This is a genomic window from Massilia sp. (genome assembly GCF_031995545.1).
In the GTDB taxonomy this organism is placed as follows: Bacteria; Pseudomonadota; Gammaproteobacteria; order Burkholderiales; family Burkholderiaceae_D; genus Telluria.
In genome coordinates, this window is the sequence record NZ_DAMAGA010000007.1 from 157,829 (window position 1) to 177,580 (window position 19,752).

The following is a 19,752-nucleotide window of genomic DNA, read 5'->3' on the forward strand; positions in this document are numbered from 1 at the left end:
ATGCGGCCGCACCTGGCGCGGCCGTGCGAAGTCTCCTGGCGGAATCGGCCATAATCGTCGTTTTCCCAGTCCGCCGGAGCCGCCCGCCATGCATTCGACGAAACACCCGATCGCCATCGACGACAACGTCGCTACCCTGCACCTGAATTCCTTCCATTACGGCGAGCCGGACAGCGGCAAGAAGGTCTACATCCAGGCGGCGATCCACGCCGACGAAGTGCCGGCGATGCTGGTGGCGCACGTGCTGCGCGGCGAACTCGAGCGGCTCGAATCGGAGGGCAAGATCAAGGGCGAGATCGTGCTGGTGCCGGCCGCCAATCCGCTCGGCCTGTCGCAGGTGCTGCACGGCGCGCCGTTCGGCCGCTACGACCTGTCGACCGGCACCAACTTCAACCGCGCCTACCGCCATGTGGCCGACGAACTCAAACAGACGCTGGCCGGCCGCCTCGGCACGGACGCCAGCGCCAACGTGGCGCTGATCCGCGCCGAGGCGCGGCGCGCCGTCTCGGAATGGGAACCGCAGGACAATGCCGCCACGCTCAAGAAGGCCCTGCTGACGCTGGCGATCGACGCCGACATCGTGCTCGACCTGCACTGCGACAACGAAGCCGTGCTGCACATGTACACCGGCACCCCGCTGACCGAAGCGGTGCAGCCGCTGGCCGACCTGATGGGCGCACGTGTGCTGCTGGTGGCCAAGGAATCGGGCGGCGAAGCCTTCGACGAAGCCTGCAGCCGGGTGTGGTGGGATCTGCAGGACCATTTTACGGATGCGAACATTCCGCCGTCCTGCATCGCCGTCACGGTCGAGCTGCGCGGCGAGAACGACGTGCGCTACGACTATGCGCAGCAGGACACCGACGCCATCCTGCAATACCTGGCGCGCGCCGGCGTGCTCGACATCGAACAGCGCCCGCTGCCGGCGGCCCAGTGCAAGCCGCTGCCGCTGGACGCGGTCGAACCGCTGGTGGCGCCGCATGCCGGCGTGCTGGTGTTTCATAAAAAGCTGGGCGAACAGGTGGCGGCGGGAGAACCGATCGCCGATATCGTCAATCCGGTCAGCGGCCAGGTGACGCCGGTGGCGGCCACCCGTCCCGGCCTGCTGTTCGCCAGCACCGCGCACCGCCATCTGCTGCGCGGAATGCATGTGTGCAAAGTGGCGGGTGCGGACTCGTTCAGGTCGGGCAATCTGCTGTCGAGCTAAGCGCGTTCCTTGCGGCTTACCGACAGGCTGGCAGCGATCGCCGTCGCCGCGAATGCAAGCGGCAGCCAGGCGTGCCCGACACCCAGCTCCATCAAGGTCGCCGCGGTCACAAGACACCACGCCAGCGGGATCAGCCACAGGATCGGGTGCGCGCGCAGTGCCAGCAGCACGCCGAGGGTTGTCACCGCGGTGGGATCGGGCACGATGCCGGCGACTTCCATCCGGCTCCAGCCGTGTCCGCCGGCCAGCGCCAGTAACGGGTAGGCCAGCAGACCGGCGCCGGCGATCGATAGTCCGAACTTCCTGCGCATCGGCGCCACCGCCAGCGCACGCGGACGCACGGCCGCGCCCCACAACAGCAGCGCCTGCAGCGCGAACGCGGCCGCGAAATACGGCGCGCCGGTGTTGATGTCGGCATAGCGCTGCAGGTGATAGGCCCAGCCGACCCAAGCCCAGCCGGCGCCGAGTAACAGGTACGCGGCGCGCTGTTGCCGAAGGCCGGGCCGCGCGATGCAGCCGAGCACGGCGATGCCGGCGGCCAGCGCCACCAGCTGCGCCGGCCACACCTCGCGGTTGGTCAGCTCGATCAGGCGCCAGTAGCTGCGCGCCGAAAACATCAGCAAGTCGCTCAGCCGGTAGGTCCACCACTCGCTCATGCCAGCCTTTCGGCGTCCTGGGCAATGCGCTTGCGCAGCGCCTCGTCCGGCAGGCGACCGCTGCCGGCCAGCAGGTTCTCGCGCACGTGCGCCACGTTCGAGGTGGCGGGAATGGCGCAGGTGATTGCCGGATGCGACACGATGAACTTCAGCAGCGCCTGGGCCCAGCTGGTGCAGCCGATCTCGGCAGCCCAGCCCGGCAGCGGTTTGCCGGCCAGCGCCTGGGTCAGATCGCCCTGGCGGAACGGCCGGTTGACGATCACGCCGATGCGCCGCTCGCGCGCCAGCGGCAGGATGCGCTGCTCGACGTCGCGGTCGAGCGCGTTGTACGACACCTGTACGAAGTCGATCGGCTGCGCCGCCATGATCTTTTCGATCTCGCCATGGCGCCGGCCTTCAGAGGTGGTGATGCCGACATAGCGCAGCCGCCCTTCCCGCTTCATCGCCAGTAGCTGCGGCAGGTGTTCTTCCCACGACAGCAGGTTATGCACCTGCAGCAGGTCGAAGCGCGGCACGCGCCACAGGCGGCGCGAGGTCTCGATCTGGCCCGGCCCGCTCGCACCGCCGCCGATCCAGACCTTGTCGGCCGAGAACAGCCGCGCCGGCTTGATGGTTTGCAGCGCCTGCCCGATCACGTCCTGGGCCGAGCCGTACATCGGCGACGAATCGATCAGGCGTCCGCCGCCGGCGAAGAACTGGCGCATCACCTCGGCGCACTCGGCGCGCGCCTGCAGGTCGCGCCCGACATTGAAGGTGATCCAGCTGCCCAGGCCAATGACGGGAATCGCCTCGCCCGAAGAGGGAATGGGACGCGTGATCAAGGGTGGCGGCGCGGCATGCAGCGGCGGCAGCAGCAGACTGCCCGCTACGCCGGCAAGGGACTTCAGCAAGCGGCGGCGGCGAAGAGAATCCGGAAACATGCTGTTCCTTGCTTGGCTGGTCATGGAATGGCAGCTTAGCGCGCACCAGCAAGGCATGGCGCCGCTCAGCGCTGTCAATACCTATGCTAAATCACGATTTATATCAAGCGTAGCCATCCTCTAAACCAGAAAGCCACAACCGGATTGCGTACTGGAAATTTATACTCTACGCTACCGGACTTAACTGACAATCGATATTGTATGAGCTACGCCGCGGTCCTCCACTCGCTCTTCCTGCCCCTGCGCAGGATCTTCCCGTCTGCCCACGCCTGGCACTACGACGACGTGGCCGGTACCCGTACCTGCAGGATCTGCAGCCAGCATGAAGAGCTCGAAACCGATATCGTCATCAGCAACTGGACCGTGCTGAGAGAAGGAAACAAGGACGCGCATACGCGCTGAGTTGGGCGCGAAGACGGCGCTCGCCGCAGGTGCATGAGGGATTACGTGCCGGCGCTTGCCGAGTGACTGGAGCGGGTGAAGGGAATCGAACCCTCGTCTTAAGCTTGGGAAGCTTCGGCTCTACCATTGAGCTACACCCGCGTGTGCCAGCATTCTACGCGTCTTTGCAAAGGTTTGACAAATTCCCAAGCCTGAGCCGGTGCAAGGCGTCCACTGCCTGCACGCCATGCGCTCTGGCGCTTCAATCCGGCTGTTCGACCCGGTAGCCCTTGGCCGCCAGCTGGGCAATGATGCCCTTCGGATCCAGGATGTCCTTCATCGACAGCATGGCGAACGTCGATGGGTTGGCGTCCAGCGCCTTTTCTGCCGACGCGATCCACTTGGCATGGGCGCGCGCCATCATGTTCCTGAATTCCGGTTCGGCATCGAACGCGGCGCTGTTCATCAGGGCGCCGAAGCAGGCTTCTTCGCGCGACGCGAAGTCCAGTTTGCGTATCTCGTCGAGGTCGCCCTTGGCCCAGGCGTTGGCGCGCGCGCTGGCCGCCGCGATGTCGCTTTCCAGCGTCGCCATCGTCTGTGCCAGGCAGGCCGCATCGCCGATGGTCGATTTCTTGAAGTTTTTCAGTACCGCGCGCGCATTGTCCATCGGCAGCTCGAAGGTGGACGAGGTCTGCTTGAGCTTGTTCTGCTTGACCAGCTCGAGCGTTCGCTTGGCCACCACGTCGTTGCCTACCAGCCCCGCCTGCTGACGGGCGGCGCGCGTCAGCACTTCCGCGGCGAAGATCGGGCGCTCGCGCTCGACGTCGTCGTTGTCGGGCAGGTACTTGGCCTTGAGCTCGGTCCAGCGCGCGTAGTCCGTGGCCGGCATGACGTCGCGCAGCCCGGCGCCGTCGGGATTCTTGCGCATGCCGATCATGGATGGCAGCAGCGTGATCGACCTGAAGAAGCCGGGCCTGGCCGAAGCCTGCGGCGGCTGCAAGTATTCCTGCGAATTGCGGATCACGGTTTCCACCTGCGTCGAGCGCCACTGGATGTCCTTCGGCAGCGGCCCATAGGTGCCGAACACCCACAACACGTGCTCGCCTTTGGACACCTTCCACATGCCCGGGCCGGGGCGCTGGGCGACGACGCGGATCCGTTCTGGGACTGTTTCGAGGGCATCGGTCGCCGCATCGGCGCCGGTTGACTGCGACTGGCCGGCGCTCGGGTCAGCGTTCGGATCAGTGCCCGATTGCGCCGCGACGGAAGTGGAGAGCAGGCACAGGCAAAGTGCCGGTACGACGAGTTTGCGCATGAAGACATCCTGTGGTTGAAGTGGCCAAAGCTTAAGACGATTATGAACGCAAGAGCGCGGCAGTAACAGGATGTTGCAAATCAATTAGTGTTGCATATTATGCATATTTTATGCGTATGTCATTCGGCCGGCGGCTCTGCAACGTCGGAACGATCGAGCAGTTCCTGCGCCATGCGCAAGCCTTTGACCATGACGGAAAACGCTTCCTGCTTGGTCGCTTCGTCCGGCACCCGCAGCACGTACGAGGGGTGGTAGATCGTGACCACCCAGCTGTCGCCATGGCGCACCGGGCGGCCGATCTTGTCCTTGAGCGTGACGCTGCCGGTTTGCAGCACGGATTTGAGCGCGGTCGCGCCCATCGCCACGATTACCTTTGGCTTACGGGTAGCGATCTCTTTCTCGAGCCAGTAGTGGCAGGCCTCGATCTCTTTCTGCGCCGGGGTCTTGTGCAGGCGCCGCTTGCCGCGTGGTTCCCACTTGAAGTGCTTGACCGCGTTGGTGATGTAGACGCCCTTGCGCTCGACGCCAGCCTGCTCGAATACGCGGTCGAGCAGCTTGCCGGCCGGGCCGACGAAGGGCTGGCCGGCCAGGTCTTCCTGGTCGCCCGGCTGCTCACCGACGATCATGATCTTTGAATGCCTTGGCCCTTCGCCGCCGACCGCCTGGGTGGCGTGCTGCCACAGCTCGCAGCGCCGGCATTCGTCGAGTTTCGATGGTTGCTCGCGCTCGGGCTGGGCTTTCTCGGCCGAGATCGGGATGGTGGTGCCGCTGCGCCGTCCGACCGCGGCGACCTGTCCGATCTTGCGCGCGCCCAAGCCGGCCTGGCTGACCATCGACGGCACCAGCGCGCCTTCGGGCAGGTTCTTCCAGAAGCGCGACGGGATGTGGCTGTTCATCACCTGGGTATTCAGGCGCGCCGGGTTGAAGATGCTGCGGTAATAGGTCAGCCACAGCGCTTCGCCGGCATCGTCCAGGTCGGCCGCGCTCGACATCAGGGGGCCGGTATTGTGCAGGGTCTGTCCATCCCACAGCACGCTGGCGTCGGGTGTCGCGATCATCCAGCTGACCTTGCCCATGCGGGCGACGAAATGTTCGGCCACCTGCGGCAGCACGTCGTGGCCCGGCTCGAACCAGGCCACGAACTGCGGTGCACCGGCCTCGATCGGCCGTTCGCGAAATCGGATGTAGGCATGCATGTCGTGTACCTCGCGCCGCACCGCCTTGACCATACCGTGCAGCCGCTGGCCATCCGGATCGGCCGGCGATTGGACGTCATGCTCGCCCTGCTGCCAACGCCAGATGACGCGGTACAGGAAAGCCCAGCGGTCGTGGTCGCGGTAGCAGGCGGCGGTCTGCAGCATCTCCATCAGCGAGCGCGGAATCTGCGGCCGCGGCGCCGTTGGGTTGGCAGGCTCCTGGCTACCGGCTGGTGCCGGCGTGGACAGGAGGTCATGGTCTGGATGCGCGGTCTGATTATGCACAGCGGACTCGGAAGCCGGCGCACCCGAGAACAGGTCGGCCCCGGGCGCGCCCCAGGTCACCTCTTCGGGCGGCACGCCGGCGCGCAGCAATTCGCGCGCCACCGCGCGCCATTCGGCGAAATCCGATACCAGCAATGGCCGGCCGGCGCGTGCATCGGCAGCGGCCGTGGCAGCGTACGCGGCGATGCTGGCTGGCGCGCTGCCTGCCACCGTGCCTGCGGCGCCGCGATCGGATCTCATGCCGCCTGCAATTCCGGCCACAGGTTCATCTGCTGCGGCGCATCGGCCATGTGCTTGCGCAGCAGTTCGGAACTGGCCCCTCCCTGCGCCGGCTTGTAGTCGGCGGTGACGACGAACGGCGCCAGCTTCTTGAGGCTGCAGCGCAGGCGCGACAGGTCTTCCCAGCGGATGCGGCGCAGGCGGCGCAGGTCGACCAGGCGCTTGGCGTTGCGGATGCCGATGCCGGGGATTCTTGGAATCAGGGACGCATCCACCCGGTTCAGGTCCATCGGGAAATGCTCGCGATTCGCCAGCGCCCAGGCCAGCTTGGGATCGACATCCAGCGCCAGGTTGCCGGTCGTGGGCATCAGCTCGCCCGCCGTGAAGCCATAGCCGCGCAGCAAAAAGTCGGCCTGGTACAGGCGGTGCTCGCGCAGCAGCGGCGGCGGCGCCAGCGGCACGCTCTTCGGGCTCTGCGGAATCGGGCTGAAGGCCGAGTAGTACACGCGCTTGAGTTTATAGCTGCCATACAGCGTCTCGGCGGTATTCAGGATGGTGTGGTCGTCGCTGGCATCGGCGCCGACGATCATCTGCGTGCTCTGGCCGGCCGGCGCGAAGCTCGGCGCCTTCGGTTCCTCGGCCTTTTCGTCGAGCTTGCGGCGGATCGAGCCCATTGCAAGCTTGATGGTGTGCACGTTCTTTTCCGGCGCCAGGCGGGTCACGCTGTCGTGGGTCGGCAGCTCGATGTTCACCGACAGGCGGTCGGCCCAGCGCCCGGCTTCCTCGATCAGTTTGGGATCGGCGTCCGGAATGGTCTTGAGGTGGATGTAGCCGCGGAACTGGTGCACTTCGCGCAGCGTACGCGCCACCGCCACCAGCTGCTCCATGGTGTAGTCGGCCGACTGGATGATGCCCGAGCTCAGGAACAGGCCGTCGATGTAGTTGCGCAGGTAGAAGTCTTGCGTCAGCTTGACCACTTCCTCGACCGCGAAACGGGCGCGCGGCACGTTCGAGCTGCGCCGGTTGATGCAGTACTGGCAATCGTAGATGCAGAAATTGGTCAGCAGGATCTTGAGCAGCGAGACGCAGCGGCCATCGGGCGTGTAGCTGTGGCAGATGCCCATGCCAGTGGTCGCGCCCAGGCCATCCTTGCCCTCGGAGCCACGCTTGGGCGCGCCGCTGCTGGCGCAAGAGGCGTCATACTTGGCCGCGTCGGCCAGGATTTCGAGCTTGTCGGTAAGTTCCATTGCGCTGGCGTGACTGTATGGACATACAGTATAGCCTGGCGTGCGCAGGTATTCAGTGTGAATACGCACCGAACCGCCGTGCCGACGGTTCAAATGTGGGACGTCAAAGGTGGTGTTGGTTTATTGAACCAACCGCGACTTTCTGAGGATATGGCGCGCATGGGCAGGCACAAGCCGGCCCATGCGAAACAGGCCGAACAGGCGATCAGCGCAACCGCTTCCCGTCCGCATCCACCACGCTTACTTCGCCCCAGCCCAGCGAGCGCACCCCGGCCTCGATCCGGCGCAGGTCGCCGATCACCACCCATACCACCTCATCCGGCCGCACGAATTTGGCCGCCGCCGCGCCCAGCTGCTGCTCGGACAAGCCGCGCACGCCCGCCGCATAGCGGTTCCAGTAATCGTCCGCCAGCCTCAGGTTGACGCTCGACAGCCCCGCCCCTTCCAGCGCATCGAGGGTCGCGAAGCGGCCCGGCAGGCGCGACGTCATATTGCGCATGATGCTCTGGTACTCGGTGTCGACCAGCGGACGTTCGCCCGCCACCCCGCGTACCTCTTTCGCCACTTCGCGCATCGCTTCCACCGTCTTGTCGGTCTGTACCGGCGCCAGCACGTAGAACGGGCGTTGGCCGCGCACTTCCGGCAGACGCGCGCTGGTTCCGTAGCTCCAGTGCTTGTCCAGGCGCAGGTTGCGGTTCAGGCGCGAGGTGGCGATACCGCCGAAGTTCTGCATCACCGGCTCCATGGCCAGGTCTTCCGGCTGTCCGTACACCTGCGACAGGTGGGCCGCGACGATCGTCGATTGCGGCGCATCCGGCTTGTCGATCAGGATCACGCGCTTGCCGACGGTCGCAGGCACAGTTGCCATCTGCTTGGCCGGTGCGCTGCCGCCCTGCCAGCGCCCAAAAGCCGCTTCCAGCGCCGGCAGCAGCTTGTCCATGGTGGTGTCGCCGGCGACCACGATGGTACTGCTGGCCGGACGGAACCAGGCCGCGTGCCACGCCGCCAGGTCCTCGCGTGCCACGCCCTGCACCGTCGCCTCGTAACCGGAGGCCGGCTTGCCATACGCATGCTGCTGGCCGTACAGCAGGCCGGGCATCAGGCGCAGCGCCAGACTGTTCGGCTGCGCCTTCTCCTGCCCGATCTGGGCCAGGCGGCGGCCCTTCTGCAGCGCGAACTGGTCCTGCGCGAAGGCGGGATTCAGCGCGGCGTCGGCCATCACGTTAAGCGACGGCGCCAGGTTGGCGCTGGTCGCCTGCAGGCGCACCAGCGACAGGTCGGGCGTCGTGCTGGTGGACAGGCGCGCGCCCAGGTTTTCCAGCGCGTCGGACAAGGCGAACGCATCGCGCGTCTTGCTGCCCTTGTCGAGCAGGTCGAGCGCGAGCGAGGCGGTACCGGCTTTGTCGGCGCTGTCGGAAGCGGCGCCGGCATCGACGGCGAGGGCCACGTTGACGATCGGCGCCGAGTGGCGTTCGAGCAGCACCACCTTGACGCCATTCTTCAACTGCGCGCGCTGCAGCGCCGGGAACTTCACGTCGGGCGCCTCGCCCAATGCCGGCAGCTGCTTGCGGTCGATGGTCGACGCGCTGGCGGCCAGTTTCGGCGCCGGGCGCACCGTCATCGTGTAATGGTGGCCACGCAGCCAGCGCTTGCCGGCGTCCTGCACCTGCGCCGGCGTCGAGTTGGCGAACAGCTCCAGTCGATCCAGGTAGGCGTCTGGTTTACCGCCGTAGGTCATGCTTTCGGCCAGCACGTCCGAGCGGCCGCCGAAGCCGCCCAGACGTTCCAGGCTGCGCGAGAAGTCGGCCAGCTCGCGCGTTTTCACGCGCGCCAGCTCGGCCGGCGTCGGGCCCTTGGCCAGCAGCTCGGCCAGCACGCGCTCGATCTCGCGCTCGACCGCGAGCGGATCGGCGCCCGGCTTCAGGGTGACGACGATGTCGAAGGTGCCGCCCAGTTCACGGTCGTTGACGTAGGCCGAGACGGCGGTGGCCAGCCCCTTCTCGTACACCAGACTGCGGTCGAGACGTGCGCTCTTGGAACCGGCCAGCACGCCGGCCAGCAGATTGAGGCGCTGGCTGTCGGCATCGCGCCAGCCGGCCACGTGCCAGCTGCGGTAGATGCGCACCTGCGGCACGTGGTCTTCCATCTCGTCGCGGATGTCGCGTTCCAGTTCGGGAATCCAGGTCTCAAGACGCGGCAGCGGCGGGCCAGGAGGAATCGCGCCGAAGTACTTGTTGACCAGCTCATAGGCGCGTTCCGGCGTGATGTCGCCGGCCAGCGAGATCACCGCGTTGTTCGGGCCGTAATAGGTGCGGTACCACTCCTTGATGTCGTCCAGCGACGCCGCCGCCAGGTCTTCCATGCTGCCGATGGTCGACCACGAGTACGGGTGCGAGTACGGGAACATCTTGGCCGCCACTTCCAGGCGCACGCGCCCGTAGGGCTGGTTCTCGCCCTGGCGCTTCTCGTTCTGCACCACGCCGCGTTCGCGCTCCAGCATCTCCTTCGAGATGTAGTTGCCGAGGAAGCCCATGCGGTCCGACTCCAGGAACAGCGTGCGCTCCAGCGCCGATGCCGGCACGTCCTCGAAGAAGTTGGTGCGGTCGGTGTTGGTGGTGCCGTTGCGGTTGTTGGCGCCCAGGTCGTCCATCGCTTCGCGGAACCCGTGCGGGTAGTTCTCGGAACCGTTGAAGAAGAAGTGCTCGAACAGGTGGGCGAAGCCGGTCTTGCCGCGCTTCTCGTTGCGCGAGCCGACGTGGTACCACATGTTCACGCCCACCACCGGCACGCTGTGGTCGGTGTGCACCAGCAGCGTCAGGCCGTTGGGCAGGACGAACTTCTTGTGGTCGATGGCGTAGGCCTTGCGGTCGAAGGCGAACGGTTTGGCGCTTGGTGCGGCGTGCGCCGGAATGGCCGCGGCGAAGGCCAGGCCGAGCATGATGGGAAGGAGATGTTTTTTCATTGTCGTGGGGTGGCGGGTCTCGCCCTCACCCTACAACAAACGCTTCGCCTGCGCCAGTAGCTGCGGCTCCATCCGGGCTGTGATTCTCTCCAGATAACCGGCCGCATGGCCGACGCCCGAGCCGCCGGCGCGGTGCAGCCACGCATACGCCTCGACCAGGTCGCGCTGCGCGCCCTGCCCGGCTGCATACATCACGCCGAGGTTGAACTGGGCCCGCGCGTGATTCTGGCGCGCCGCGCACAGGTACCAGAAATGCGCCGCCTCGTAATCGCGCTCGACGCCCTTGCCGCAGTCGTAGCGCAGGCCCAACTCGAACTGCGCCAGCGCGTGGCCCTGCTCGGCCGCCTTATGGAACCAGTCGGCCGCTTCGCTTGGGGAGCCGGCATCCAGGCGGTCGACCAGCGCGCCCACCATGTACTGGGCCGGCGCATACCCCTGCGCCGCCGCGCGCCGGAACCAGGCCAGTGCCTGCCCGCCGTCCGGCGCCACGCCGATGCCGCTGTCGTAGCGCAGGCCGAGGTCGAACTGGGCGCGCAGATGCCCCTGCTCGGCCGCCTGGCGGTACCAGGCCGTGGCCTGCGACTGGTCCTGGCCCACGCCGTTGCCGGCGTCGAGCAGCTGGCCCAGGTGATACTGCGCGGCCGGCAGGCCCTGTTCGGCGGCGCGCCGGTACCACACCGCCGCCTGCGCCGCGTCGCGCTCGACGCCCTGGCCGTGCTCGTGGCGCATGCCCAGGCTGTCCTGGGCGCCGGCATGGCCCTGCCCGGCCGCGCGCCGGTACCAGGTCAGGGCGAGCGTTTCATCGCGCGCCACGCCGTGGCCCGCGTCGTACATCAACGCCAGGTTGAACTGCGAACTGGCGTGATTCTGTTCGGCCGCGCGCCCGTACCACAGCACCGCCTGGGCGCCGTCATGCGGTACATCCTGCCCCTTGTCGTAGCGCAGGGCGAGATTGAACTGGGCCGGCGCGTGGCCCTGCTGCGCGGCCTTGCGCAGCCATTCCAGCGCCCGCGCCGGGTCACGTTGCACGCCTTGCCCGCTGTCGTAGCGCAGCGCCAGGTTGAACTGCGAGCGCGCGTAGCCCTGGTCGGCGGCGCGCCGGTACCAGCCGAGCGCGGCATCCTGGTCGCGCGCCACGCCCTTGCCGGTGTCGAGCATCATGCCCAGGTTATGCTGCGCGCCCGGCTCGCCCTGCAGCGCGGCCTGGGTGAACCAGTGCAGCGCGCGCGCCAGGTCGACGGACACGCCCTGGCCCTTGGCGTACAGCCAGCCCAGATTGTACTGGGCCGGTGCAAATCCCTGGGTCGCAGCGCGCTCGTACCAGTGGGCGGCCTGCGCCGGATCTGGCGCCATGCCCTGCCCTTTCTGGAGCGTCACCCCCAGGTTGTACTGGGCTTGCGCCATGCCGCGCTCGGCCAGCGTTTTCAGGTGCGCAAGATCGGCCGCGTATGAAGCTGAATGCGGGGCCGGATAGGCCGCGTGCAGCGCCGCGTCGCCGGTGTCGGGTGGAAGGTCGAGCATCGCCTGTGCCTGCGCTTACGCCTGCGCCGCGCGCCAGTTCAGGCCCGGCTGGGTGCGCAGCGCAACCATGAAGTCGGGCAGCGCGATCGGGCGGTAGAACAGGTAGCCCTGCATCGTCAGGCAGCCGTTGGCGGTGAGGTAGCGCGCCTGTTCCTCGGTCTCGACGCCTTCGGCGATCAGGTTCAGGCCCAGCCCGCGCGCGATCGAGATGATCGCCAGGATCACCGGATAGTGGCCGTTCTCTTCGTGGATCTCCTTCACGAACGACTGGTCGATCTTGACAGTGTGGATCGGGAAGCGGTGCAGGTACGACAGCGACGAGTAGCCGGTGCCGAAGTCGTCGATCGCGATCGACACCCCGAGCTGGCACAGTTTGTTCAACTGCTCGATCGCGTACTGCGGGTTGCGGATGCAGATGTTCTCGGTGATCTCGACTTCGACCTGGTTCGGCGCGATGCCATAGCGGGTCAGCGCGCTGCGCATCTTCTCGAAGAAGTCGCCGCGGTCGAGGTATTGCGGCGACAGGTTGAGCGACAGCCGCACTTCGCCGCCGCCGGCCGCGGTCCACTTCAGCATGTCGCGGCACAGGGCGCCGATCATCCAGTCCGAGATCGGCAGCATCAGGCCGTTCTCTTCGGCGAACGGCAGGAATTCGCCGGCCGACAACAGGCCGCGGGTCGGATGGTTCCAGCGCATCAGCGCCTCGGCGCCGACGATGCGGCCACTGAGCGCGTCGATCTGCGGCTGGTAATACATCTCCAGTTCGTCGTGCTCGAGCGCGCGGCGCAGCGCTTGCTCCAGCGCGATCTTCTGGTGCGACACTTCCAGCATCGAGTCGTGATAGAAGCTGTGGCCGTTCTTGCCCAGCGCCTTGACCTGGTACATGGCGATGTCGGCGTGGCGCAGCAGTTCGTCGATCGATTCGCCGTCCTTGGGATAGATGGCGATGCCGATCGAGGCCGAGATATGCACTTCGTGGCCATCGAGATCGAACGGTTCCTGCAGCACTTCCAGGAATTTATCGGCCACCATGCGCGCGTCGTCGCGGTCGCGCAGCTCGGGCAGCACGATGGTGAATTCGTCGCCGCCCTGGCGCGCCAGCGTGTCGCCCTTGCGCAGGCATTCCTTGAGGCGCCCCGCGGCCTGCTGCAGCAGCTCGTCGCCCTTGACGTGGCCGAGCGTGTCGTTGACCAGCTTGAAGCGATCGAGGTCGATGAACATCACCGCGAGTTCGGTCTGCTTGCGCTTGGCCTGGATCACCGCCAAGCCAAGACGGTCCTTGAACAGGATCCGGTTCGGCAGGTCGGTCAGGATGTCGTGGAAGGCCTGGTAGGAGATGACTTCCTCGGCGCGCTTGCGGTCGGTGATGTCGCGCGCCACGCCGTAGGTGCCGAAGAACTCCAGCTTCTTCACTTCCTGGTCCGGCACGTGCATGCCGATCGCGTTCAGCGAGATCGTCATCAGGGTCGTGTTGAAGGTACGGTCGCTGTTGCCGTGGCCATTCCTGCACTTCAGGCGCAGTTCGACGTTGCGCGAAGCGCGTTCGTCGACCCGGCGCTCGTTGAACACGTAGCGTGCGCGCTCGGTGTCTTCCTCGTGCACCACGATCGAGTAGTGCTGGCCGATCAGTTCTTCGCGCGTGTAGCCGAGCAATTGGTACGCTCTGTCGTTCACGAACGTGAAGCGGCCTTCGTGATTGAGCGTATAGATGATGTCCGGCGACGAGTCGACCAGGTAGCGGTACATCTTCTCGGAATTCTCGAGCTGGCGCGCGATGCGTGCGTTTTCTTCGGCCAGGCGGCGGCGCTGCAGCGCGTTGCTGACGGTGCTGAGCAGCTCTTCGCGGCCGTAGGGTTTGCGCAGGTAGCTGTAGGCACCGCGCTTGAGGGCGCCGATGGCGGCATCGATCCCGACTTCGCCGCTCATCACGATCACGTCGGCGTCGATATTGCGCTCGTTGATGAAGTCCATGATCTGGTGGCCGCCGATGTCGGGCAGGCGCAGGTCGAGCAGGACCAGGTCGAAGCGTTGATGCGACAGGTGATCGATGGCGTCGGTACCGGATGGCGCGGTCGTGAGGCGGTAGCCGCGACCTTGCAGCAGTTCGTACAGCGACGACAGCAGGCGCGGCTCGTCGTCGACCAGCAGCAGGCGTGGCTGCGGATCAGCCTGGGCCTCGGGATGCGGGGAATACGGAGCGGGTTCGCCGGAGAACAGATCGGCGGCGCGGTGAACGGGTTGCGCGGGCATGGTGAAGTCGGACGGAATTCAGGCGGAGCCGAGCGCGCGCGCAGGCAGCGCGAGCGCCGTGCCTGCGCCGGACCACGCCGGCAAGAGGATTTCGAAGGCGGTGCCGACATGCGAGCTGCGGCAGTCGATGTGGCCGCCCAGCTTCTTGACCAGGCCGTGGACGATGGACAGGCCGATACCGCGCGGTACATTGTCTCCTGCGCTTTCCTTGGTGCTGCGCACCGGCGCGAACAGATTGGCCAGCACCTCGCGCGACAGGCCGGGACCGTTGTCGCTGACGACCAGCTCCAGGTACAGCCGGCGCTCGCGGTTGACGTGGCCGCGGTTGACGATCTCGATGCGATTGCCGCTGCCGCCATGTTGGCCGAACGCTTCGACGGCATTCTTGACCAGGTTGACCAGGATCTGCTTGAGCACATCGGGGTCGCCCTCGATGGCATTGTCACCCGCGTTGTCGCCGGCCATGCGCGCCTCGATCGCGATCGAGGACGGCACGAAGCTGCTGGCGCGGAACAGGCGCAGCACCTCGTCGACCACCTTGGCGGCATCGGTGGGGCGCGGACCGAGCAGCCGGTCTTCGTCCTGTGCGCCGTTCCGGGCCAGGGTGCCGATCAGCTGGCCGACCCGGTCGATCTCTTCGTTCAGGATCGACAGTTCGCCGCCCACCGGTTCCTGGCGCGCCAGCTTGCTGTCCAGCACGCTCAGGTAATTCTTGATGATCGACAGCGGGTTGTTCACCTCGTGCACCACGCGGCGCGAGGCTTCGCGGAATTCCTCGGCCACGCTGGCCAGCTGGCGCCGCGCCTGGCCGCGTTCGGCCAGCAGGGTCTCGAGCGCGCCGGCGGCCTGGGCGCCGAAGGCCTGCATGAAGCGTTCGCGTCGCTGGCAATGCGGCAGCTGCCAGGCAGCCACGCCGCCGATCAGGACCCCGAGGCAGCGCGCGCCGCTCACCAGCGGCACCACCACCATGCACTCGCTGCCCAGCATGCGCAGCAGCTGTTCTTCGGCCAGGCCGAGCGGCTGGCGCTCGCGCTGCACGAAGGCCGGCCGCCGTTCCAGCGCGCTTTGCGCCACCGGGCCGCCCCTGGTCAAGGACACGGTAAAGTCGGCGATACGCTGCACGCCGGGCGTCGCCGCGCCGGCCAGCGCCTGGCCGGTCGGATTCTCCAGCAACACCACCGCGCTCTCGAAATCGAACAGGATGCGCGCGGTGCGCGTCATCGCTTCGATCAGGCCCGTTTCTCCCTGCTGGCGCGCCAGGCTCTGGCCGACTTCGGACACCAGCACCATATTGCGCATCTCTTCGTTCAGGCGCTGCTGCACCGGATCGGCCGGCGGCGGCGCCCAGGCCGGCGGGGTCGGGATGTCGTCGGCGCCGGCCAGCTCGATGCCCAGGTGGGCGGCGGCGCGCTCGATCTGGCGCGCGGCGCCGTCCAGCATCTGCTCGGTGCGTCCCGGATCGATGCCGCACAGCGCGCAGGCCTCGGCCACCTGGGCCGCATCGCCCGCGTGCGCCGCCAGCACATGCGCCAGGCGCACGATGCGGATCAATGGATGGCTGGCTTCCAGCCGGTCGCCCGGCTCGTGGTGGTACAGCACCGCGTCGGCCATGAACGAATCCAGGCGCCAGCGCTCGATCAGCCAGGCGCCGGCTTCGGTGTGGGTGATCTGCAGCGTGCGCTGCTCGACTGCGCACAGGTCTTCGTCGTCGCGCGCGGTGAAGTTGAAACCGTATTCCTTGGGCGCGGCGGCCAGCAGCGCCAGGCGGCCGACGTTGTGCAGCAGGCCTGCCAAATAGGCTTCTTCAGGATGCGGATAGTCGAGGATGCGCGCCGCGTCGCGCGCGATCACCGCCGCGCTCAGCGCATTTTTCCAGAAGGCGCGCAGGTCGACGCTGCCGGCATGGGGAAAGCTGTTGAAGGTCTGGAACACCGAATCGCTGATCACCAGCGTCTTGATCATGTCGGTGCCGAGCGCCATCAAGGACTGCTCGAGGTTGGCACTGCGCGTGGTGCGGTGGTAGGCGGAGCTGTTGGCGACTGCCAGCAGCTTGGCGGTCATGCCGGCGTCCTTGGCGATCAGGGCGGCGAGTTCCGGCATGCCGAGGTCGTCGGCCTGCAGGTGCTCGATCAGCTTGACCAGGATCTGCGGCATGGCCGGCAGACGGGCAATCAGGAGGCGATTGCGGATGTCCTGGTCGGATTGGTGCATGTTGTCAAACACGGCCGCCACTTGTCGAAGGTATTTGATTGGTGGCCGGCCCCGCGGCTTGCCACAACGTCGTGCGCCTCATTTCCCGGAACAGGCGCGCGTTGTGCCATCTGCTCCCGATGCAAAAAACGTAACGTAGCATATATACATTTCTGATCTGGAACAATAGTTACACTGGAAACTCTTGCAGAGTAATTGCTCTAATGCTAAATGCCGCATTGTACAGCAACTTGTGGTAATGGTTAAATTTTACCCAAGAGACTTGTCTCAATTGCAATTACGCAATTTTACCTGCAATGCATGAAATTGCCTATTTCATGTGCTCATGGCACGTGCTGTCCGCTGGCGCGCAGCTTGCGCCGGTGGCGGCGCGCGGTGACCCAGCACAGCAGCGACAGCAGCACGAAGCCGGCCTGACCCAGGGACAGCGCCAGCACCGAATGCGACAGCGCCGGTGCCACCGCGCCCGCCACGATCGCTCCCAGCAGGGTCGAGACGAACGACTGGCACGAGGCCACGGTGCCGCGGATGTGCGGGAACAAATCGAGCGCCAGCAGCGTCGCGCCGGGCGCGATCAGCGAACTGCCGAAGGTGAAGAAGAACATCGGCGCCACGCTCCACGGCAGCGCCGGCGGCAGGAATACGTGATACGTCACGTTGAACGTCACCGCGCCGAGCATGAAGAAGAAACCCATGCGGATCTGGCGCGCGAAGTCCATGGTCCCGGCCAGGCGGTTGGCCATCAGCGAACCGAGGAAGATGCCGCTCACGGTCGGCACGAACAGCCAGGCGAACTGCGACGGGCCCAGGCCCAGGCTTTCGGGCAGCATCACCGGGGCGGCCGCGATATACAGGAACAGGCCGGCGAAGTTCAGCGCCGTCACGCCGGCCTTCATGTGGAACAGGAAGGAGCTGAAGATGGCGCCGTAGCTCTGCGCCAGGAAGCGCGGGTTGAACGGCTGGCGTTTCGGCAGCGGCACCGTCTCGGGCAGGTGCTTCCAGCAGAACCATCCCAGCAGCAGGGTATAGATGCACAGCGCGATGAAAATGGTGCGCCAGTCGAACAGGGTCACGATCCAGCCGCCCACCACCGGCGCGATGGCCGGCGCGATCGAGAAGATCATGGTCACCATCGACAGCAGGCGCGCCGCCGCGGTGTCGGAATACAGATCGCGGATGATGGCGCGCCCCACCACCACGCCGGCGCCGGCCGACACCCCCTGCATGATGCGGAACACCCACAGGTAGTGCACCGACGATGCCGCGGCGCAGCCGAAGGTGCCGATCGCGAACACCACCAGCGCCACCAGGATCACATTGCGCCGCCCGAAGGCGTCCGACAGCGCGCCGTGCCACAGCACCATGCCGGCGAAGGCCAGCATGTAGGCGGTCAGCGTTTGCTGCACCTCGAGCGGGGTGGCGTGGAGTTCGGCCTGGATCTGCGGGAAGGCCGGCAGGTAGGCGTCGATCGAGAACGGCCCCAGCATCGACAGGGCCGCCAGCAGCGTGGCCAGGCCGCCGGCCGAGAGCATCGCGATCTTGTGCGGCGTGGGAAGCGGCACCGGAGTGACCGGGTCCTTGGGCAGATCGGATGGTTCGGTTGGCGGCAGCATGGGTGTGGTGGTGAGTCCTGTTTTAGTCCTGCTTGGGTTTTGCCGGGGTTGCACCTTCGCGGCGGTTGAAACCGGCCACCATGTCGAAGCGGAACAGGCGGCATTCGAGCGCCCCGTTGAAGAACGGGGTCTTGCGCGACTCCTTCAGGCGCAGCAGCTTGGGCAAGCCCAGGTCGGCGGTGAACAGGTAAGCGGTCCAGCCGGCGAAGCGCTGCTTGAGCGTGGTGCTGAAGGCGGAATAGAAGCCGCTCGCCATGTCGTCCTGCGGGATGGTGCTGTCGCCGCGCACGCCAATCCGCTCGCCGTACGGCGGGTTGGTCAGCAGGATGCCGGGTTGTTCGGTCGGTGCCACCACGTGCTGGGCTTCGATCTGCTTGAGCGGCACGTCGAACAGAATGCCGGCCACCTTCAGGTTATGGCGCGTCATGGCGACCATGTCGCCCGAGATGTCCGAACCGAAGATGGTCGGCTGCTCCGGCAGCGGGTTCGGCTTGATGGCCGACTTCATCGCGGCCCAGGCCTGGCGGTCGTGGTCGCGGAACTGTTCAAACGCGAACTTGCGGCGCGCGCCGGGCGGAATGCCCTGCACCATCTGGGCCGCTTCGACCAGGATCGTGCCCGAGCCGCACATCGGATCGAACAGCGGCACGCCCGGCTTCCAGCCCGACACGCGCAGCAAGCCCGCGGCCAGGTTCTCGCGCAGCGGCGCGTCGCCGGTCTCTTCGCGCCAGCCGCGCTTGAACAGCGCCTCGCCCGAGGTGTCCAGGTAGATGATGACGTTGCGCTGGTCGAGGAAGCCGACGATGCGCATGTCCGGCTCGCGCGTGTCGACCGACGGACGTTTGTTGAACTGGTCGCGGAAGCGGTCGCAGACGGCGTCCTTGATTTTCAGCGTGGTGAATTCGAGGCTCTTGAGCGGCGACTTGACGGCAGTGACGTCGACGCGGATGGTGTGGTCCGGGCCGAACCAGTCTTCCCAGGGCTGTTCCAGCACCAGGTCGTAGATGTCGTTTTCGTTGCTGTAGCTGCGCTGGCCCATGCGCATCAGCACACGGGAAGCGATGCGCGAATGCAGGTTGACCAGCCAGGCGTCTTCCAGCGCGCCCGAGCAGTGCACGCCGCCCGGGACTTGGTTGTGCACCTTGAAGGTGGTACTCAGCTGGGCGATTTCGCCCAGTTCTTCGGCCAATGCCGCTTCCATGCCGCGCGGGCATGGGCAAAAATAGGATGCCATTGGAGGGGTACCTTTTGTCCGTTGATGAAACTGTAAAGCTATGGAGATAACGCGTCAGCCGGAGAATCGGCTGACCGTAGAACGTCGATTATTACTGTATTGCTTAGAACGGCTTGACCACCACCAGCACCACGATCGCCAGCAGCAATACCACCGGCACTTCGTTGAACCAGCGATACCAGGTGTGGCTGCGCGTATTGACGCCGCGTTCGAATTTCTTGAGGATGCCGCCGCACATATGATGGTAGCCGATGGTCACCAGCACCAGCGCGAGCTTGGCGTGCAGCCAGCCACCCTTGATGCCGAAGCCCATCCACAGGTACAGGCCGAGCAGCACCGCCGGCACCGAGATGAACATCGAGAAGCGGTACAGGCGGCGCGCCATGCCCAGCAGGCGGGCGGTCGCTTCCGGGTTGGTTTCCTGGGCCAGGTTGACGAAGATGCGCGGCAGGTAGAACAGGCCGGCGAACCACGAGGCGATGAAGACGATGTGCAGGGCTTTGGTCCAGAGATACAGCATGGAGGTCCTTTGTTGGAG

General features: G+C 66.2%; 14 protein-coding genes and 1 tRNA gene. 2 read left to right on the forward strand and 13 right to left on the reverse strand.

Going from position 1 to position 19,752, the window contains the following annotated elements; genetic code table 11:
- The first annotated feature begins 88 nt into the window (after positions 1 to 88).
- A complete protein-coding gene (locus RTQ83_RS08055) occupies positions 89 to 1,204 on the forward strand; it encodes a M14 family metallopeptidase (protein WP_312513026.1) in 1,116 nt (371 codons plus the stop codon).
- Here the strand turns inward: RTQ83_RS08055 and RTQ83_RS08060 are convergent.
- Positions 1,201 to 1,860 carry a DUF6064 family protein gene (locus RTQ83_RS08060; RefSeq protein ID WP_312513028.1) on the reverse strand — a complete coding sequence of 220 codons (660 nt, stop codon included), beginning with the start codon at positions 1,858 to 1,860 and terminating at the stop codon, positions 1,201 to 1,203. The genes RTQ83_RS08055 and RTQ83_RS08060 overlap by 4 nt on opposite strands.
- A complete protein-coding gene (locus tag RTQ83_RS08065) occupies positions 1,857 to 2,750 on the reverse strand; it encodes an aldo/keto reductase (RefSeq protein WP_312513031.1) in 894 nt (297 codons plus the stop codon). The genes RTQ83_RS08060 and RTQ83_RS08065 overlap by 4 nt, the downstream gene beginning before the upstream one ends.
- 231 nt (positions 2,751 to 2,981) lie before the next feature.
- On the opposite strand from RTQ83_RS08065, the gene RTQ83_RS08070 reads away from it, so the two are divergent.
- On the forward strand, positions 2,982 to 3,182 hold the full coding sequence (locus tag RTQ83_RS08070; RefSeq protein ID WP_312513034.1) for a hypothetical protein: 201 nt from the start codon (positions 2,982 to 2,984) through the stop codon (positions 3,180 to 3,182).
- Between the two features lie 67 nt (positions 3,183 to 3,249).
- Here RTQ83_RS08070 and RTQ83_RS08075 read toward each other — a convergent pair.
- The 11 genes from RTQ83_RS08075 to RTQ83_RS08125 form a co-directional block, all read right to left on the reverse strand.
- Positions 3,250 to 3,323: transfer RNA gene (locus RTQ83_RS08075), tRNA-Gly, on the reverse strand.
- A gap of 100 nt (positions 3,324 to 3,423) precedes the next feature.
- On the reverse strand, positions 3,424 to 4,476 hold the full coding sequence (locus RTQ83_RS08080; protein WP_312513036.1) for a TraB/GumN family protein: 1,053 nt from the start codon (positions 4,474 to 4,476) through the stop codon (positions 3,424 to 3,426).
- Between the two features lie 119 nt (positions 4,477 to 4,595).
- Complete coding sequence (locus tag RTQ83_RS08085) at positions 4,596 to 6,197, reverse strand: UdgX family uracil-DNA binding protein (protein ID WP_312513038.1); 1,602 nt, start codon at positions 6,195 to 6,197, stop codon at positions 4,596 to 4,598.
- On the reverse strand, positions 6,194 to 7,423 hold the full coding sequence (locus tag RTQ83_RS08090) for a putative DNA modification/repair radical SAM protein (protein ID WP_312513040.1): 1,230 nt from the start codon (positions 7,421 to 7,423) through the stop codon (positions 6,194 to 6,196). The genes RTQ83_RS08085 and RTQ83_RS08090 overlap by 4 nt, the downstream gene beginning before the upstream one ends.
- 205 nt (positions 7,424 to 7,628) lie before the next feature.
- On the reverse strand, positions 7,629 to 10,385 hold the full coding sequence (locus RTQ83_RS08095; RefSeq protein ID WP_312513042.1) for a pitrilysin family protein: 2,757 nt from the start codon (positions 10,383 to 10,385) through the stop codon (positions 7,629 to 7,631).
- 30 nt (positions 10,386 to 10,415) lie between these two features.
- Complete coding sequence (locus tag RTQ83_RS08100) at positions 10,416 to 11,906, reverse strand: hypothetical protein (protein ID WP_312513044.1); 1,491 nt, start codon at positions 11,904 to 11,906, stop codon at positions 10,416 to 10,418.
- A gap of 15 nt (positions 11,907 to 11,921) precedes the next feature.
- Positions 11,922 to 14,156 carry an EAL domain-containing protein gene (locus tag RTQ83_RS08105; protein ID WP_312513046.1) on the reverse strand — a complete coding sequence of 745 codons (2,235 nt, stop codon included), beginning with the start codon at positions 14,154 to 14,156 and terminating at the stop codon, positions 11,922 to 11,924.
- A gap of 18 nt (positions 14,157 to 14,174) precedes the next feature.
- Positions 14,175 to 16,367 carry an HDOD domain-containing protein gene (locus RTQ83_RS08110; protein WP_312513048.1) on the reverse strand — a complete coding sequence of 731 codons (2,193 nt, stop codon included), beginning with the start codon at positions 16,365 to 16,367 and terminating at the stop codon, positions 14,175 to 14,177.
- A 323-nt stretch (positions 16,368 to 16,690) separates the two neighbouring features.
- Entirely contained in the window at positions 16,691 to 17,980 is a 1,290-nt protein-coding gene (locus tag RTQ83_RS08115) for a multidrug effflux MFS transporter (protein WP_409456091.1), read from the reverse strand.
- Between the two features lie 22 nt (positions 17,981 to 18,002).
- Positions 18,003 to 19,214: a class I SAM-dependent RNA methyltransferase gene (locus tag RTQ83_RS08120; RefSeq protein WP_409456092.1), complete on the reverse strand. Its 1,212-nt coding sequence runs from the start codon at positions 19,212 to 19,214 to the stop codon at positions 18,003 to 18,005.
- Positions 19,215 to 19,317: 103 nt separating this feature from the next.
- A complete protein-coding gene (locus RTQ83_RS08125) occupies positions 19,318 to 19,734 on the reverse strand; it encodes a CopD family protein (protein ID WP_312513068.1) in 417 nt (138 codons plus the stop codon).
- Between the last annotated feature and the right edge of the window lie 18 nt (positions 19,735 to 19,752).

What these genes read in the sequence shown, in the direction of transcription:
- RTQ83_RS08120 (WP_409456092.1), bottom strand. Translation starts at nt 19,214, where the DNA reads ATGGCATCCTATTTTTGCCCATGCCCGCGCGGCATGGAAGCGGCATTG.
- RTQ83_RS08110 (WP_312513048.1), bottom strand. Translation starts at nt 16,367, where the DNA reads ATGCACCAATCCGACCAGGACATCCGCAATCGCCTCCTGATTGCCCGT.
- RTQ83_RS08125 (WP_312513068.1), bottom strand. Translation starts at nt 19,734, where the DNA reads ATGCTGTATCTCTGGACCAAAGCCCTGCACATCGTCTTCATCGCCTCG.
- RTQ83_RS08080 (WP_312513036.1), bottom strand. Translation starts at nt 4,476, where the DNA reads ATGCGCAAACTCGTCGTACCGGCACTTTGCCTGTGCCTGCTCTCCACT.
- RTQ83_RS08070 (WP_312513034.1), top strand. Translation starts at nt 2,982, where the DNA reads ATGAGCTACGCCGCGGTCCTCCACTCGCTCTTCCTGCCCCTGCGCAGG.
- RTQ83_RS08060 (WP_312513028.1), bottom strand. Translation starts at nt 1,860, where the DNA reads ATGAGCGAGTGGTGGACCTACCGGCTGAGCGACTTGCTGATGTTTTCG.
- RTQ83_RS08085 (WP_312513038.1), bottom strand. Translation starts at nt 6,197, where the DNA reads ATGAGATCCGATCGCGGCGCCGCAGGCACGGTGGCAGGCAGCGCGCCA.
- RTQ83_RS08055 (WP_312513026.1), top strand. Translation starts at nt 89, where the DNA reads ATGCATTCGACGAAACACCCGATCGCCATCGACGACAACGTCGCTACC.
- RTQ83_RS08095 (WP_312513042.1), bottom strand. Translation starts at nt 10,385, where the DNA reads ATGAAAAAACATCTCCTTCCCATCATGCTCGGCCTGGCCTTCGCCGCG.
- RTQ83_RS08100 (WP_312513044.1), bottom strand. Translation starts at nt 11,906, where the DNA reads ATGCTCGACCTTCCACCCGACACCGGCGACGCGGCGCTGCACGCGGCC.
- RTQ83_RS08090 (WP_312513040.1), bottom strand. Translation starts at nt 7,423, where the DNA reads ATGGAACTTACCGACAAGCTCGAAATCCTGGCCGACGCGGCCAAGTAT.
- RTQ83_RS08105 (WP_312513046.1), bottom strand. Translation starts at nt 14,156, where the DNA reads ATGCCCGCGCAACCCGTTCACCGCGCCGCCGATCTGTTCTCCGGCGAA.
- RTQ83_RS08115 (WP_409456091.1), bottom strand. Translation starts at nt 17,980, where the DNA reads ATGCTGCCGCCAACCGAACCATCCGATCTGCCCAAGGACCCGGTCACT.